This is a genomic window from Methylophaga pinxianii (genome assembly GCF_020447225.1).
In the GTDB taxonomy this organism is placed as follows: domain Bacteria; phylum Pseudomonadota; class Gammaproteobacteria; order Nitrosococcales; family Methylophagaceae; genus Methylophaga; species Methylophaga pinxianii.
The window spans coordinates 17727-34128 of the sequence record NZ_JAJAEO010000187.1 but is presented as its reverse complement, the minus strand read 5'-3'; the positions used below and the strand labels follow the sequence as shown (position 1 = coordinate 34128).

Genomic DNA, 16402 nt, shown 5'->3' with positions numbered 1-16402 from the left:
TTAACTTTGCTCCGCCTCGGTAGTTGGCTCTAATTGGCGAAGCCGCACGGTTCTGATGGCGTTATCAGCCGTTTGGATTACCTCAATCACATATCCGTTGATACGTAAGCTCACACCGGGATCTGGGATACTTTCTAGATATTCCAAAACCAACCCATTAATCGTTTTTGGACCATCTATGGGCAAACTCCAATCCAATGTTCGATTCAATTCACGAATATTGGCCGAACCATTAATAAGATAACTTCCATCGATTTGTGGATGAATTTCTTTTTCGTCATCAATTGTGTTGGCTGTGAACTCGCCGACAATTTCTCTGAAAATATCTTCCAGCGTAATCAAACCAAGCAAATCACCATATTCATCGACCACCAGACCTGTGCGGCGTAATTTACGCTGGAACTGGATCAGCTGAGTATTAAGTGGGGTACCTTCCGGGACGAAGTAGGCTTCTTTAACAATGCTCTGGAATGACTGAGGATTTAAGTTGTCCTGCGTCATCAGATTCAAGGCTTTACGGACATGTAATATACCGACGATATTATCCATACTGTCGCGGTAAACCGGTAATCGGGTATAGCCACAATGTGACAGCTGTTTGACGATCTCTGAAAACGGCAGATTGATGTCAATACCTTCGATTTCATTACGCGGCACCATCACGTCATTAACCGTAACTTGTTCCAAATCCAGAATACTCATAAGCATATCTTTATGCCTATTTGGAATCATACTGCCAGCCTCCATCAAGGCGACCCGTAATTCTTCGATATTGATGGCTGTGGAGGTTGCATCCTCTCGACTGACACCAAACAGTCCTAATAACTGGTTAGTAATGGCGCTGGTAAACCATACCAATGGATACAATATAAATAAGAGAGGTTTTAAAACAAAACTGGCGGGATAAGCCACACGCTCCGGATGCAAAGCGGCAAGGGTTTTAGGAGTGACTTCAGCAAATAATAGTATGACTAACGTTAAGGTAAAGGTCGCCACAACAATACCATTCTCGCCCAGCAACTTGATGCCGATGACGGTTGCGATGGCTGAGGCAAAAATATTGACGAAATTATTACCCAGCAGAATAAGGCCAATCAGTCGATCTGGTCTTGCCAGCAGACTGCTGGCAATTATCGCTCCGCGATGTCCTTGTTGAGCAAGGTGTTTCAGTCGATAGCGATTTAACGACATCAAGGCCGTTTCGGAGCTTGAAAAAAAAGCCGATAACACTAATAAAAAGAACAGGATCAGAAATAGTGCTATTAATGAAGTATTTTCCAGCATCAGCTTAACTTTGAATTAAAAAATCGAGAACGAGTTTGCTACCGACGTAGGCCAGCAATAAAAATCCAAAACCGGATAACGTCCACTTAACCGCTGTCTGGCTTCGCCAGCCATATTGCCTCCGGCCCCACAATAATCCAGCAAAAACCAGCCATGCAATAACCGATAAAACCGTTTTATGGGCAACATGCTGGGCAATAAAGTCATTTACAAATACAAAGCCGGTGACCAGACCCAGAGTCAATAAAATAAACCCGGCGTTAAGCAATTGAAATAGTGCTTTTTCCATCGTTTGCAGGGGCGGAAGCTTGCGCATAAGGCCGCTTGCATTTTTTTTGCGTAATTGTTTTTCCTGAATCGCCAGAATGACAGACTGCATCGCGGCAAGTGCCAGTAAGGCATATGCAGTAAGTGACAGTAAAATATGCCACTCCAGCGCTGGATCACTCAGGGTTTGTTGACTACCGGGGGCTTCGACTTTAAACATCAGACATAAAGCAACCAGGGGATAAACCACAATACCCGGATGGGCAACAGGAGAACGCATACCTGCTAACATGGCAATAAACGCCATTAACCAGGCAGCGATAGATAAGCTGCTCATCAAGCTTAAATCCCAACCTTGGGCAAATTTCATGGTGAAATAAATATCTGCAGCATGAAACAACAGTGCCAAGGTGGTCAAAATACCAATCGGTAAAGCAAGTTTATTCGCGTTATGATCCCGTTTGACAAAGTCACGGATCAAGATAACGCTACTACTTAAATACAATAAGAAGGCTAATGCGTTGGCAATGGCCATGAGCGAAAATCCTTAAATTTTAGTAATGTTTATCCGCTTAAAGGCTGTTTTATCATAAACGATAAGCTGCTTCGCCGGATATCATATCAGTTATAATGCAATATCTAGAGTCTGTTTATCTTTCATTGCCTACTGAGTGAGTAGGAATGACTTATGTAGAATAACGACATCATTTTATTTTCACGATGCTGGACACAAAATCGCATTCAGCGGTGATGATGAAAGATAAACAGACTGTTATCTAAACAGTACTGATTTTTCAGTAACGATGCAGGATACATTATGTTTGACAGCCTAAGTGACAGACTCGCCGGTAGCCTTAAGAAACTGCGTGGCCAGGGTCGAATCACCGAAGATAATATTAAAGAAACCTTACGTGAAGTGCGCATGGCTTTGCTGGAAGCCGACGTTGCACTACCCGTTGTTCGCGAATTTATTGAAAGAGTAAAAGAGCGGGCAATGGGACAGGATGTAATGCGCAGTCTCAGTCCGGGTCAGGTTTTCGTCAAAATAGTAAACGACGAGCTGGTCGCTGTGATGGGCGATGAAGATAACAGCCTTAATCTCAATAGTCAGCCGCCTGTCGTTATTCTGATGGCGGGGTTACAAGGTGCTGGTAAAACGACCAGTGTGGCGAAGCTGGCCCGATTCCTAAAAGAGCGTCACAAAAAATCGGTGATGGTCGCTAGTGCTGACGTCTATCGGCCTGCGGCGATTGAACAGCTCAAAACATTGGCCACGGATGTAGAAGCGAAATTTTTTCCCAGTGATGCCAGTCAGGATCCCGTAGTAATTGCGCAAGCCGCCGTGGCGCAGGCCAAACTTGAGTACGTTGATGTCGTCATTATTGATACAGCCGGTCGGTTGCATATTGACGATGACATGATGAGTGAAATCAAACGCATCCATGCGGCGATTAATCCGGTTGAAACCCTGTTCACCGTAGATAGTATGACCGGTCAGGATGCTGCCAATACGGCCAAGGTGTTTAATGAAGCCCTGCCTCTGACAGGGGTCATTTTGACCAAAACAGATGGTGATGCACGAGGTGGTGCAGCTTTATCAATACGTCATATTACCGGTAAGCCGATAAAGTTTATGGGGGTTGGCGAAAAGACAACCGCATTGGAAGTTTTCCATCCTGATCGTATCGTTTCACGAATTCTTGGCATGGGTGACGTGTTGTCGCTGGTCGAAGAAGCCCAGCGCAAGATGGATGCCGGTTCTGCCGAAAAGCTGGCGAACAAGCTTAAAAAAGGTAAAGGTTTCGATTTCGAAGATTTTCGTGATCAGTTGCAACAAATGAGCAAAATGGGCGGACTGACCTCATTAATGGACAAGTTGCCCGGTATGGGACAGCTTCCGGATTCTGTAAAAAACCAGGCCAATGATCAAGAACTGGTGAAAATGGAAGCGATGATTAACTCCATGACACCCAAAGAGCGCCGTCGTCCTGAATTAATAAAAGGTTCGAGAAAAAAACGTATTGCAGCTGGCTCAGGAACACAGATTCAGGATGTCAATCGTTTACTGAAACAGTTTTCGCAAATGCAAAAAATGATGAAAAAAATGGGCCAGAAAGGCGGCATGGCGAAAATGATGCGTGGCCTGGGTGGAAAACTGCCGATGGGCGGTGGTGGCATGCCATTTTAGGACAATCGTATTTACAGCTTTGCAAACGTAAGATAAGTGCGTAAAATAACTCTATTTTTCCATCCAGATTTTCAACGGGTAGGTTTATGGTAACAATTAGAATGACACGCGGCGGCGCTAAAAAGCGTCCTTTCTACGGCATTGTCGTAACAGATTCACGTAGCAAACGTGATGGACGTTATATCGAGCGTCTTGGTTTCTACAACCCAATCGCTAAAGGTCAAGAAGAAGAATTACGCATTGATTTAGAGCGTGTTAAACATTGGATCAGCCAAGGTGCACAAACTTCTGAGCGTGTTGCTCAGCTGATCAAGCAAGCACAAAAAGCTGCTTAATTTCACTCCGGGAGTGTCGTGATGGCTGATGCCAGCGAATTTATCCCGGTAGGGAAAATATCAGGAGTATTTGGCGTTAAGGGTTGGGTGAAAGTGTTTTCTTTTACTGACCCACGCGACAATATCCTCGAATACAAACCGCTTTACGTGCATCGCCATGGTGATTGGATTCCAATCGAAGTAAATGGTGGTCAGCTACAAGGTAAAGCGGTGGTTATGAGCCTTGAGAAAGTCACTGACCGTAATCAGGCTATGACGTTGATTGGATCAGAGCTGGCGATTAAACGTTCGCAATTGCTCGAAACGGAAGAAGATGAGTTTTATTGGGCAGACTTAGTGGGTCTGACCGTGATTAATACTGATAATGAAAAGCTGGGCATTGTTGATCACTTGTTAGAGACAGGTGCCAACGATGTTTTAGTGGTAAATGGGACAGAAGCAGATACGCAATATCTGATCCCGTTTGTTTTAGATATAACCGTATTGCAGGTTGATCTGGAAAAGAGACAGATTCAGGTTGATTGGCAAGCTGATTATCTTTAGAACGATGAAATGCAGCTATCGGTAATTTCATTGTTTCCGGAGATGTTTGCTGCGGTGACAGAATATGGCGTAACTGGACGGGCGGTAAAACAAGGCAGATTAAGCCTGAATTACCTTAACCCCAGAGATTTTACGTTAGATAAACATCAGACCGTGGATGACCGCCCTTATGGTGGCGGGCCCGGGATGGTCATGAAAGTTAGTCCCTTGTTGGATGCAATTACATCTGCAAAACAGCAACTTGGTGATGATGTGAAAGTTATTTATTTATCACCACAGGGACAAAAGCTGAATCAACACGCGTTAGGTGAAATGGCCAAACGCGAATCAATGATTTTGCTGGCTGGTCGCTACGAAGGTATTGATGAGCGATTAGTAGAACAGGAAATTGATGAGGAATGGTCGATAGGTGATTATGTCCTCAGTGGGGGTGAGCTGGCAGCCATGGTGATGATTGATGGCATTGCCCGCTTATTACCAGGGGTATTGGGTGATGCTGAATCTGCTGAGCAGGATTCATTCATGAGTGGTCTGCTGGACCATCCACATTACACCCGACCTGAAGAGTTAAATGGCCAGACAGTGCCAGCCGTACTGTTAGGTGGAAATCATGAGGCAATACGTCAGTGGCGTCTCAAACAGTCCTTAGGACGAACATGGTTACGGCGACCTGATTTGTTGGAATCGATGACATTAACAACAGAGCAGGCTGCTTTATTGGAAGAATTTATTGCCGAGCGCGGGCAGGATTAGTTGGGAGCAAACAATGAGTAACATTATCGATCAGCTTAACGCTGAACAATTAAGAACGGATATTCCGGATTTTTCTGCCGGTGACACAATTGTTGTCAAGGTTCGTATTAAAGAAGGTGAGCGTGAGCGTGAACAGGCTTTTGAAGGCATCGTTATCGCAAAACGTAACCGTGGTTTGCATTCAGCTTTCACTGTTCGCAAAATCTCTAACGGTGTAGGTGTTGAGCGTGTTTTCCAGGCTCACAGTCCAACTATCGCCAGTGTTGAATTAAAACGTCGTGGTGATGTTCGCCGTGCAAAACTTTACTATCTGCGTGATCTGACTGGTAAGGCTGCACGTATTAAAGAAAAATTGTAATCCAGCGGATCTTTTGATCCGTTGTGATAAAAAGAAGGGCAAAGTTGACTATCAACTTTGTCCTTTTTTTACGCCTATAACCAGGTTCAGCGTGAGCAAATGAAGCAAGCACATGAAACCATCTGTTGATAATCAAGAAAGTCATCTCCAGCGTTTTCTTGATTCATTATGGCTGGAGTCTGGACTTAGTGATAACACGGTAACCGCCTATCAACATGATTTAGTCGCCTTTGCCAGCTGGCTGCAGCCATTTGATGTGACCTTAAGTAATGCCGAGCGTGAACATATTCAGCGCTATCTGCAGCAGCGAATGCGCGATGGCAAAAAGGTGCGCAGTGATGCGCGATTGCTTTCCAGCCTTCGCCGTTTTTACCGCTATTTATGTCGTGAAGATATACGAGATTCAGATCCTACCGCGATGCTGGAATCGCCCAGACTAGGCAAATCATTGCCAGGCAGTTTGTCTGAAGAAGATGTCATCAATCTTTTAGCGCAACCAGATACTGACACGGCATTAGGTATGCGCGATAGAACGATGTTGGAAGTCCTGTATGCCACCGGCTTACGCGTTTCTGAACTGGTGGCGCTCACGTTCGAACAACTTAATATGCGTCAGGGTTTGATCCGCTGCATTGGCAAAGGCAATAAAGAGAGATTGGTTCCGTTAGGGGAAACGGCGCTGGACTGGTTGCAATTGTATTTGCTGGAAAGCCGACCGCAATTATTACAAGGGCAGATCACCGATGATTTGTTTCCAACCCGTCGAGGCCAATCAATGACACGACAGGCTTTCTGGTACATCATCAAACGTTACGCCCAACTGGCAAACATCGACAAACCACTTTCGCCTCATACCTTACGTCATGCTTTTGCTACACATTTACTTAATCATGGTGCCGATTTACGTGTCGTGCAATTGTTATTAGGCCATGCTGATTTATCGACCACCCAGATTTATACGCATGTTGCCAAAGCCAGATTGCAACAAATGCATAATCAGCATCATCCTCGTGGTTGAATTTCCGCTGCTGTGTGGGCTGATGGTAAACTGACGGGTTAAAATTTAATTTGATTGGGAGAAGCTTGATGCCCTCATTTGATATTGTCTCTGAAGTAGACAAACATGAACTGACCAATGCCGTTGATCAGACAAACCGGGAACTGGATAACCGCTTTGATTTTCGCGGAACCGAAGCCAAAGTTGAGCAGTCAGACAAAACGCTGACCATGTTTGCCAACAGCGATTTTCAACTTGATCAGTTGCTCGACATCCTCAGAATGAAACTGGTTAAACGTGGGATTGATATCAGCTGCCTTGAGCTAAAAGATCCTGTGGGATATGGCAAGATGCGCAAACAGGATGTATTGGTACGTGAAGGAATTGAAAAAGATCTCTCGCGCACTATTGTCAAATTGATTAAAGAAAGCAAAATTAAAGTACAGGCAGCGGTGCAGGGTGATAGTGTCAGAGTCACTGGTAAAAAACGTGATGATCTTCAGCAGGTCATGGCACTGTTAAAAAGTCATGATTCGATAGATATGCCACTGCAATTCAATAATTTTAGAGACTAAGAGAACTGACCGAATGAATTTAAGCCGACTGGCATGGTTGCCATTATTGCTCTGCGTAAGTCTGGTACATGCAGATGAAATGGCAGAATTAAAAGCCGAACTGCAAAAACAACTACCGGATATGCAATTGCAATCATTAGCACCTGTTGGTCAGACGGGATTATACGAAGCCGTTATTGATGATCGGATTTATTACTTTACGGCAGACGGCCAGTATTTATTGCAAGGCGATATTCTGGCATTAGAGTCACGTGAGAATATTACCGAAGCCCGACGTTTGGAAGTGAAAAAAGGATTGCTGGATCGGATAAATGAAGATGAGATGATTATCTTCGCCGCAAAAAAACCAGAATATACCGTCACGGTGTTTACCGATGTTGATTGCGGCTATTGCCGAGAATTGCATCGTCAGGTGAAAGACTATAATGATTTAGGCATTACCATTCGTTATATGGCGTTTCCACGCGCCGGGGCAGAATCCGAATCGGCGAATAAATTAATAGAAGTCTGGTGTGCCAAGGATCAGCAGAAAGCCATGACAGATGCCAAAGCGCAGCGTGAAGTGAATAAAACTTCTTTATGTGCTGATAATCCAGTGGCCGAACAATTTGAAATTGGCGGTAAATTAGGCGTTCGTGGCACCCCAGCTATTTTCCTGGATGATGGTCAGATGTTACCGGGGTATCTGCCACCCCAAAAACTGCGTGACGTGCTGGACGAGTATATCGGCTCACGTGAATGAGAGAAGTAATTCTCCATGGGGCAAGCGGTTATCAACCAGGCGTATTGCTTCAGGGGTGATTTCGAGATAACTGGGCTCAGGCTGCCAATCACCTAAAACAATCCGGTAGCTCGGAATAGTTTGTATCGATTCCAGTTGATGGATGGCTGGACGATGCGTATGGCCATGCAGCAATAAATTTACCTTGTGCTTCTTCATTTCCTGTCGCACTGCTGCAGGATTGACGTCCATAATTTGTGCTTGTTTATACTGCTTTTTCTGTTTGCTTTTGGCTTTGATTTTGTCGGAAATACGTTGCCGAATGGACAAGGGCATGGCCAGAAACAGCTTTTGTAACCAGCGCTTACGCACGACGTTTCGATAACGCTGATAACCGACATCATCGGTACACAAACTATCACCGTGCATCAATAAAATTGGATGACCATAGAGATTCGCCACCACAGGATCTGCCAATAAAGTACCGCCAACCAGTCTGGCAAAATCATTCCCCAGCATAAAGTCACGATTACCAACCATCAGAAAAATCTTACTACCTTGCTGCTGTTGATCTTGCAAGGCTTGAATAAACGGTTCGAACTCTTCCGGGATTAAGTCGTCACCCAGCCAGGTATTAAAAATATCGCCGAGAATATAAAACGCATCTACCTCAGTCTGATTTTTAATAAAGTCAGTGGCCAGCCGGATAAGCTCCGGCTGGTCAGGACTAAGATGCAGATCTGAGATAAAAAGTGTTTTCATTTATTGAGCGCGTGCCTACTCGACCACAACAGCTTTTTCAATCACTACAGTTTCTTCAGGAACATCCTGGTGACCGCCGCGCATTGTGGTTGTCACTTTGCGGATTGAGTCCACCACATCCATACCTTCAACAACTTCACCAAAGACCGCATAGCCCCAATCCTGCATGGTTTTGCCGCGGTAATTCAAAAAGTCATTATCTTTTGTATTGATAAAAAACTGCGCTGTGGCTGAATGTGGATCGCCGGTGCGCGCCATGGCGATGCTGCCACGTTTGTTGCTTAAACCGTTATCGGCTTCATTCTGAATTGGGGTTTGTGTTTTTTTCTGCTTAAAGGATTCATCAAACCCACCACCTTGAATCATGAAATTTTCAATAACGCGGTGAAAAATAGTGCCATCATAAAACCCGGCTTCAACATAGCGGATGAAGTTGGCGACTGTTTCTGGAGCTTTCTCAGCGTTCAGTGCGATAACAATGTCGCCGTGATTGGTGCTGAGCTTCACTTTAGTTTCTGTGCTGCCACCTTCGGCCTGGGCAGCCAGCGAAAACGAAGCAAAAAACAGGGGTGCCAGATGGCGATAAAGTAATTTCATGGGGTTATCATCCAAAATTGCAAAAAACCATCATGATAGTCCATCTCACAGACTCAGGTGAAGACAATAAAGACCTTTGCTGAGGCAGCATGCCGAAACAGCGCTGTTATCCTAGGCTGCTGACAGCGTATAATGCGCGTTCACAATTAACTATAAATACTCAATATGTCGGAATCCGCTGTCAATCATAATTTTATACGCCCTATCATTCAGGAAGATATTGACACTGGCCGGGTGGCCGGAAAAGTGGTTACCCGCTTTCCACCAGAGCCCAATGGCTATCTGCACATCGGACATGCCAAGTCTATCTGCCTGAACTTTGGTTTGGCTGAAGAGTTTGGTGGGGATTGTCATTTACGTTTTGATGACACCAATCCCGCTAAAGAAGAGCAGGAATACATCGAAGTCATTAAAGAAGACGTTCTGTGGTTGGGGTTTCAATGGGCAGGTGACGTGCGTTATGCGTCAAGCTACTTTGAGCAGTTCTACGATTGGGCTGTTCATCTGATCAAGCAAGGCAAAGCCTATGTTTGTGATCTGACTGCCGAACAGGCCAGTGAATATCGTGGCTGGGCGACAAAGCCGGGTAAAGAATCTCCATTTCGAAATCGCAGCGTAGAAGAAAACCTTACATTGTTTGAAAAAATGAAAAATGGCGACTTTGCTGAAGGTTTTTGTGTTTTGCGCGCGAAAATCGATATGGCTTCGCCTAACATGAACCTGCGAGACCCGATTCTCTATCGCATTCGTAAGCAGCCACATCACCAAACCGGTGACAAATGGTGTATTTATCCCAGCTATGATTTTGCCCACGGGCAGGGCGACGCGATTGAAGGTGTTACCCATAGTATCTGTACGCTGGAATTTCAGGATCACCGCCCGTTATATGAGTGGTTTATCGAAAACCTGCCAGTGCCTTCAAAGCCCAAGCAGTATGAGTTTGGCCGTCTTAATCTTAACCATACGGTGACCAGTAAGCGCAATTTAAAACAACTGGTCGATGAACATATCGTTGACGGCTGGAATGATCCCAGAATGCCAACAATTTCAGGCATGAGAAGACGCGGTTATACAGCTGCGGCGTTACGCGCATTTTGTAATGGTCTGGCTGTGGCCAAAACAGATGGTATCGTGGATATTGCCCAGCTGGAATTTGAAATCCGTAAAGATTTAAATGAAAACGCAGCACGTGCCATGTGTGTGCTCAATCCCTTGAAAGTGACCATCACCAATGCTGCTGAAAGTATTGAATGGCTGGAAGTCGCGAATCATCCGCAACAGGAAGCCATGGGGCATCGTTTATTGCCATTCACAAAAGAGATATTCATTGATGCTTCTGACTTTACCGAAGATACCAGCCTGAGCCGGAAAAAATTCAAGCGCTTGGTGATCGGCGATTATGTTCGGTTACGCGGTGCTTATGTCATTAAGGCTGACGAAGTTATCAAGAATGACAAAGGTGACATCATTGAAGTGGTAGCCTCATTAGTGCCTGATACGGTTGGTCAAAACCCGCCCGCTGAAATAAAACCTCGTGGTGTGATTCACTGGGTTTCAGCAACAGAAGGCAAAGAAGTCGAACTGCGCTTATACGACAGATTGTTTTTGGCCGAAGCACCAGGAAAAGCCACCGGTAACTATCTTGATGACGTTAACCCGGATTCGTTAAAGGTCATAAAAGCGATTGCCGAACCGGCTATTGTCAATTGTGAACCGGAAACTGTCTTTCAGTTTGAACGAGAGGGCTATTTTGTCAGTGATCGTTATGATCATCGCCTCGATACGCCGGTGTTCAATCTCACTATTGGTCTAAAAGATACTTCAGAAAAGTAAAAAATGTTAAAACTTTACAACACCTTATCCAAACAGAAAGAAGTCTTTAAACCAATCGAGCCTGGCAAAGTCAAAATGTATGTCTGTGGTATGACGGTCTATGACCTCTGTCATGTCGGCCATGCACGGGTAATGGTCGTGTTTGATGTGGTGACCCGTTATTTGCGGGCCAGTGGTTATGATGTGACCTATATTCGTAATATCACCGACATTGATGACAAAATTATCAAACGGGCAGCGGATAACGGCGAAACGATTCAGACACTGACCGAGCGCTATATCAATGAAATGCACGCTGATGCCGATGCTTTAGGGGTACTCAGACCAGACCGTGAACCTCGTGCGACTGAAGCCATGCAACCGATACTGGATATGATTCAGACATTGATTGATAAAGGGATGGCCTATGTCGCTGATAATGGTGATGTCTATTACGATGTCAGCGAATTTTCAGGTTATGGCAAACTCTCGGGCCGGCAGATAGATGAATTACGTGCTGGTGAACGCATTGCCGTAAATGAAGCCAAAACCGATCCTTTGGATTTTGTATTGTGGAAAGCCGCTAAACCTGAAGAACCCTCCTGGGAATCCCCTTGGGGAGCAGGACGTCCTGGCTGGCATATTGAATGTTCCGCCATGTCTGCAGAATGCCTGGGTCATCACTTTGATATTCATGGAGGTGGTCAGGACTTGCAGTTCCCCCACCACGAAAATGAAATTGCGCAATCAGAAGGGGCACATGGCTGTCAGAGTGTGAATTATTGGATGCACAATGGTTTTGTGCGGATTGATGACGAAAAGATGTCCAAATCGCTGGGTAATTTCTTTACCGTGCGCGAAGTATTGGCAAAGTATCCGGCGGAAGCAGTTCGTTATTTCATTTTAATGAGTCATTACCGCAGTCCTTTGAATTATGCAGAAGATCAGCTGGAACAGGCCAAAACGGCGTTAACCCGTTTTTATCATTCCTTACGTGATGTTACTCCTCAAGCCGTTAACTGGCAGAATGATGCTGAGTTTGCCCCACGGTTTCGTGAAGCCATGGATGATGATTTTAATACGGCATTGGCCTTATCTGTTCTGGCTGATGTGCGGCAGGCGCTCAATAAAGCGCGAAAGCAAGAAGATAGTTCGGCTGAATATTATGCTGGGCTGCTACTGTCTTTTGGCGATGTGTTGGGTTTGTTTCAGCAGGATGTTGATGAGTATCTTCAGCGGGGTATCGAAACTGTAATTGAAGAAGCAATACCCTTGATAACTCCTACAGAAATTGATGAGCTAGTAGCAGAACGAAATAAGGCGCGTGCTGATAAAAACTGGGCGCGGGCCGATGAAATTCGGGATAAATTGACCGAGATGGGTATTGTGCTTGAAGATGCTGCAGGTAAAACCAGCTGGCGTAAAATTTAACGTTGGTAGTTAGTCACCTATGCCACTTATCTATGGACTGAGACAATTTAATTAATAGCGCTTTCTGCTGATCTGAATCAACGATAGCATTATTAATCTGTTTCTTGGGTATACAAAGCGGTTTAGTGTGGGCATGATCGAATTTAATCTAATGGATCGATTATGCCCAAAGATAAAACGTATTTTTTAACTATCAATGGCGGTTCATCCAGTATTAAATTTACGTTGTACAACGTAGACGAATCGCTGACTCCCTTCTTATCAGGCAAGCTCACAGGTTTGGGGTTGCCCACTGCCAGCCTGTGCGTTAATGATTCCAGTGCCGGCGAGGTAACAACAGAGGTTCAAGCCGATAACTACCAGCAAGCTGTAGCGGTACTTTTGGAATGGTTTCAGCAGCACCTCAATATCAATTCATTGCAAGCTATCGGCCATCGAATTGTTCACGGTGGCCATCAATATAAAAAACCGCAATGGGTCACAAAAGATTTACTCAAGCATTTATCAGCAATAACTCCGCTCGATCCTCAGCATTTACCCGGCGAAATTCAGTTAATTGAAGCGCTGGAGCAACAATTTCCGTATATCAAACAACTGGTTTGTTTTGATACGGAATTTCACCAGACGCTGCCAAATGTAGCCAAACTCCTGCCGATCCCCCGCTATTACTTTGATAAAGGTATCTACCGTTATGGTTTTCATGGTTTGTCATATCAATATCTGATGCAGATGTTGCATCAGCATGAAGGGAGCAGAATCAACCAGCAAAAGATTATTCTCGCGCATCTGGGCAATGGTGCCAGTATGGCGGCAATAAAGAATGGACAATCTATTGATACCACGATGGCTATGACACCAGCAGCGGGTCTGGTGATGGGGACCCGCAGTGGTGATCTGGATCCCGGTTTATTTGGGCTTCTTAACCGAAGTGAAAGCATGACGGAGCAGCAGTTTGAAACAATGATTAACCAGCAATCTGGATTACTGGGAATTTCCACTACGACCAGCGATATGCAGCAGCTTTTACAAACCCGCTCTGATGATCGTCATGCCCAAGAGGCTATAGACGTCTTTTGTTATCAGGCCAAAAAACAGATTGGCGCCTATGCTGCCGCTTTAGGCGGGCTGGATACGCTGGTTTTTTCTGGTGGTATTGGCGAAAACGTCGCTGAAATTCGTTCCCAGATCTGTGAACAACTGACATTTATGGGTATCGAACTTGATAGGGATTTGAACCAGCAAAACGCGCTGCAGATATCCAGCCGACAAAGCAGGGTAACGGTCTGGGTAATCTCGACCGACGAAGAATTAATGATTGCGCAATCCATGTGTGATCTGTTGAACCTGAATCATTAAGGGGAAAAGCAAAATGACATTTGAAGCATCAAATACATTACAACCGCTGGATCAGGACTTATTAAACAAAATGCATGCTTACTGGCGTGCGGCAAATTATTTGTCAGTGGGGCAAATCTATCTTTACGACAATCCATTAATGAAACACCCACTGCAAACGAGCCATATCAAACCACGGCTATTAGGGCATTGGGGCACCACACCTGGACTTAATTTTATTTACGTGCATTTAAACCGCGTCATCAAGCAACGTGATCTGAATATGATCTACATTGCTGGTCCAGGTCATGGTGGTCCAGCATTAGTTGCCAATACCTATCTGGAAGGGACTTATAGTGAAACCTATCCGGAAATTTCACAGGATGAAGCCGGATTAAAACGTTTATTCAAACAGTTTTCTTTTCCCGGTGGTGTCCCCAGCCATGTAGCTCCCGAAACCCCAGGATCGATCCATGAAGGGGGTGAGTTAGGTTACGCGTTATCTCATGCGTATGGCGCAGCATTTGATAATCCTGATTTGGTGGTGGCTTGTGTAGTCGGTGATGGTGAAGCAGAAACCGGTGCGCTAGCAACCAGCTGGCATTCCAATAAGTTTTTAAATCCCCAGCATGACGGTGCGGTATTACCAATATTGCATTTGAATGGTTATAAAATCGCAAGTCCGACTGTGCTGGCGCGTATACCTAATGATGAGCTGGAAGCCTTGTTTTACGGTTATGGCTATACGCCGTATTTTGTTGAAGGTGATGATCCGCAGCAAATGCATCAATTGATGGCGGCAACGTTGGATAAAGCCCTGGAACAGATCCGTCATATTCAAACCGACGCACGAGAGCATGGCGTGCATTTGCGTCCCCGCTGGCCAATGATCATTCTTCGTTCACCTAAGGGCTGGACTGGGCCAGAAGAAGTTGATGGCAAGAAAACGGAAGGCACCTTCCGTTCGCATCAAGTTCCCATGGGGGATATGGATAAGGAAGGGCATCTCGAAATCCTTAATAAATGGATGCAAAGTTATCGACCAGAAGAATTATTTGATGACAATGGCAAATTCAAAGCGGAACTGGCAGCTTTAGCACCTGAAGGTAACCGCCGAATGGGCGCGAATCCTCACGCCAATGGGGGACAACTGTTGCAGGATTTGGTGTTACCGGATTTTCGTGATTATGCCCTGGAAGTTAAAAAGCCGGGAACCACCAAAGGCGAAGCTACCCGGGTAATGGGTAAATTTTTACGCGATGTGATGCAACAGAATCTTGAGGCCAAGAACTTCCGTCTGTTCAGTCCAGATGAAAATAATTCCAATCGTTGGCAGGATGTTCTGGAAGTCACTGGCAGAACCTGGATGGGGGAAATGATTCCAGAGGATGACAAGTTGTCCAAAGACGGCAGAGTGATGGAGATGCTTAGTGAAAACCAATGTCAGGGCTGGCTGGAAGGCTATCTGTTAACGGGGCGCCACGGCTTTTTTTCCTGCTATGAAGCCTTTATTCATATTATCGACTCGATGTTTAACCAGCATGCCAAGTGGCTGAAAATCTGTAATCAGATTCCATGGCGTAAACCTGTTGCCTCATTAAACTATCTATTGTCATCACATGTCTGGCGGCAGGATCACAATGGTTTTTCACATCAGGATCCTGGTTTTATTGATCATGTGGTGAATAAAAAAGCCGAAGTAGTTCGGGTGTATCTGCCGCCTGATGCCAATACACTGTTATCGGTGACCGATCATTGCCTGCGCAGCCGTAACTATGTGAATGTAGTTGTGGCTGGTAAACAATCATCACCGCAATGGCTGGATATGGAGTCGGCAGTAAAACATTGCACCGCTGGTGTGGGTGTCTGGGATTGGGCCAGTAATGATGAGGGCAATGAACCGGATCTGGTGATGGCCTGTTGTGGTGATGTGCCGACGATGGAAACGCTGGCAGCGGTGAAATTACTGAATATGTTTTTGCCGGAGCTGAGAGTCAGGGTGATCAATGTTGTGGACTTAATGAAATTACAATCACCCAGTGAACATCCTCATGGGCTTGAAGAAGATGAATTTGATGCCTTCTTCACCAAAGATAAACCGGTTATTTTTGCTTATCATGGTTATCCAATGTTGATACATCGATTGACTTATCGCCGTACCAATCATAAAAACCTGCATGTCCATGGGTTCAAAGAAGAAGGCACCACCACAACGCCATTTGATATGGCGGTGATTAATGGTCTGGATCGTTTTCATCTGCTGGAAAATGCCGTCAAACATTTAACAGAGCTGCCCAGCGAGAAAGTGTCTGAAATTGAATTATTTATTCAACAGAAACTGGCAGAACATGATGACTATATCCGGGAACATGGCCAGGATTTACCTGAAATTCGTGACTGGCAATGGAATAGTTAAACAAGCTCTGGGCTGCCCCTCCTAAAGC

16 protein-coding genes are annotated in these 16402 nt (G+C 45.1%); 12 read left to right on the top strand and 4 right to left on the bottom strand.

The window, feature by feature from the left end; all coding sequences use genetic code 11:
- Together LGT40_RS14320 and LGT40_RS14315 are read right to left on the bottom strand one after the other, a co-directional pair.
- Window positions 1-1284, bottom strand: a complete 1284-nt coding sequence (locus LGT40_RS14320) for an HlyC/CorC family transporter (RefSeq protein WP_226071158.1) — start codon at window positions 1282-1284, stop codon at window positions 1-3.
- Between the two features lie 4 nt (window positions 1285-1288).
- Window positions 1289-2086, bottom strand: a complete 798-nt coding sequence (locus tag LGT40_RS14315) for a cytochrome C assembly family protein (RefSeq protein ID WP_226071155.1) — start codon at window positions 2084-2086, stop codon at window positions 1289-1291.
- A gap of 282 nt (window positions 2087-2368) precedes the next feature.
- Here LGT40_RS14315 and ffh point away from each other — a divergent pair, with 282 nt between their 5' ends.
- The 8 genes from ffh to LGT40_RS14275 all read left to right on the top strand — a co-directional run bounded on the left by ffh (window position 2369) and on the right by LGT40_RS14275 (window position 8042).
- Complete coding sequence (gene ffh, locus LGT40_RS14310; RefSeq protein ID WP_226071154.1) at window positions 2369-3739, top strand: signal recognition particle protein; 1371 nt, start codon at window positions 2369-2371, stop codon at window positions 3737-3739.
- A gap of 86 nt (window positions 3740-3825) precedes the next feature.
- The gene (gene rpsP / locus LGT40_RS14305; protein ID WP_226071152.1) at window positions 3826-4074 is read left to right on the top strand and encodes a 30S ribosomal protein S16; all 249 of its coding nucleotides are present in this window, start codon (window positions 3826-3828) and stop codon (window positions 4072-4074) included.
- A gap of 21 nt (window positions 4075-4095) precedes the next feature.
- Window positions 4096-4617 (top strand): ribosome maturation factor RimM, encoded by a 522-nt coding sequence (gene rimM / locus LGT40_RS14300; RefSeq protein ID WP_226071151.1) that lies wholly within the window; start codon window positions 4096-4098, stop codon window positions 4615-4617.
- A gap of 9 nt (window positions 4618-4626) precedes the next feature.
- Entirely contained in the window at window positions 4627-5370 is a 744-nt protein-coding gene (trmD, locus tag LGT40_RS14295; RefSeq protein WP_226071150.1) for a tRNA (guanosine(37)-N1)-methyltransferase TrmD, read from the top strand.
- Window positions 5371-5383: 13 nt separating this feature from the next.
- Window positions 5384-5728, top strand: coding sequence for a 50S ribosomal protein L19 (gene rplS / locus LGT40_RS14290; protein WP_226071149.1), 345 nt, complete (start codon window positions 5384-5386; stop codon window positions 5726-5728).
- Window positions 5729-5840: 112 nt separating this feature from the next.
- On the top strand, window positions 5841-6746 hold the full coding sequence (gene xerD / locus LGT40_RS14285) for a site-specific tyrosine recombinase XerD (protein ID WP_226071148.1): 906 nt from the start codon (window positions 5841-5843) through the stop codon (window positions 6744-6746).
- 68 nt (window positions 6747-6814) lie between these two features.
- Entirely contained in the window at window positions 6815-7300 is a 486-nt protein-coding gene (locus LGT40_RS14280) for a YajQ family cyclic di-GMP-binding protein (protein WP_226071147.1), read from the top strand.
- A gap of 13 nt (window positions 7301-7313) precedes the next feature.
- A complete protein-coding gene (locus LGT40_RS14275) occupies window positions 7314-8042 on the top strand; it encodes a thioredoxin fold domain-containing protein (protein ID WP_226071146.1) in 729 nt (242 codons plus the stop codon).
- Here the strand turns inward: LGT40_RS14275 and LGT40_RS14270 are convergent.
- Both LGT40_RS14270 and LGT40_RS14265 read right to left on the bottom strand, forming a co-directional pair.
- The gene (locus tag LGT40_RS14270; protein WP_226071145.1) at window positions 8031-8783 is read right to left on the bottom strand and encodes a UDP-2,3-diacylglucosamine diphosphatase; all 753 of its coding nucleotides are present in this window, start codon (window positions 8781-8783) and stop codon (window positions 8031-8033) included. The two genes, LGT40_RS14275 and LGT40_RS14270, sit on opposite strands and share 12 nt — an antisense overlap.
- 15 nt (window positions 8784-8798) lie before the next feature.
- Window positions 8799-9380: a peptidylprolyl isomerase gene (locus LGT40_RS14265; RefSeq protein WP_226071143.1), complete on the bottom strand. Its 582-nt coding sequence runs from the start codon at window positions 9378-9380 to the stop codon at window positions 8799-8801.
- Window positions 9381-9545: 165 nt separating this feature from the next.
- Here LGT40_RS14265 and LGT40_RS14260 point away from each other — a divergent pair, with 165 nt between their 5' ends.
- From LGT40_RS14260 to LGT40_RS14245, 4 genes are all read left to right on the top strand, one after another.
- The gene (locus LGT40_RS14260; protein ID WP_226071141.1) at window positions 9546-11213 is read left to right on the top strand and encodes a glutamine--tRNA ligase/YqeY domain fusion protein; all 1668 of its coding nucleotides are present in this window, start codon (window positions 9546-9548) and stop codon (window positions 11211-11213) included.
- 3 nt (window positions 11214-11216) lie between these two features.
- A complete protein-coding gene (cysS, locus tag LGT40_RS14255) occupies window positions 11217-12623 on the top strand; it encodes a cysteine--tRNA ligase (protein WP_226071139.1) in 1407 nt (468 codons plus the stop codon).
- Window positions 12624-12785: 162 nt separating this feature from the next.
- Window positions 12786-13979 carry an acetate/propionate family kinase gene (locus LGT40_RS14250; RefSeq protein ID WP_226071137.1) on the top strand — a complete coding sequence of 398 codons (1194 nt, stop codon included), beginning with the start codon at window positions 12786-12788 and terminating at the stop codon, window positions 13977-13979.
- A gap of 13 nt (window positions 13980-13992) precedes the next feature.
- The gene (locus LGT40_RS14245; RefSeq protein ID WP_226071134.1) at window positions 13993-16374 is read left to right on the top strand and encodes a phosphoketolase family protein; all 2382 of its coding nucleotides are present in this window, start codon (window positions 13993-13995) and stop codon (window positions 16372-16374) included.
- Window positions 16375-16402 lie beyond the last annotated feature (28 nt).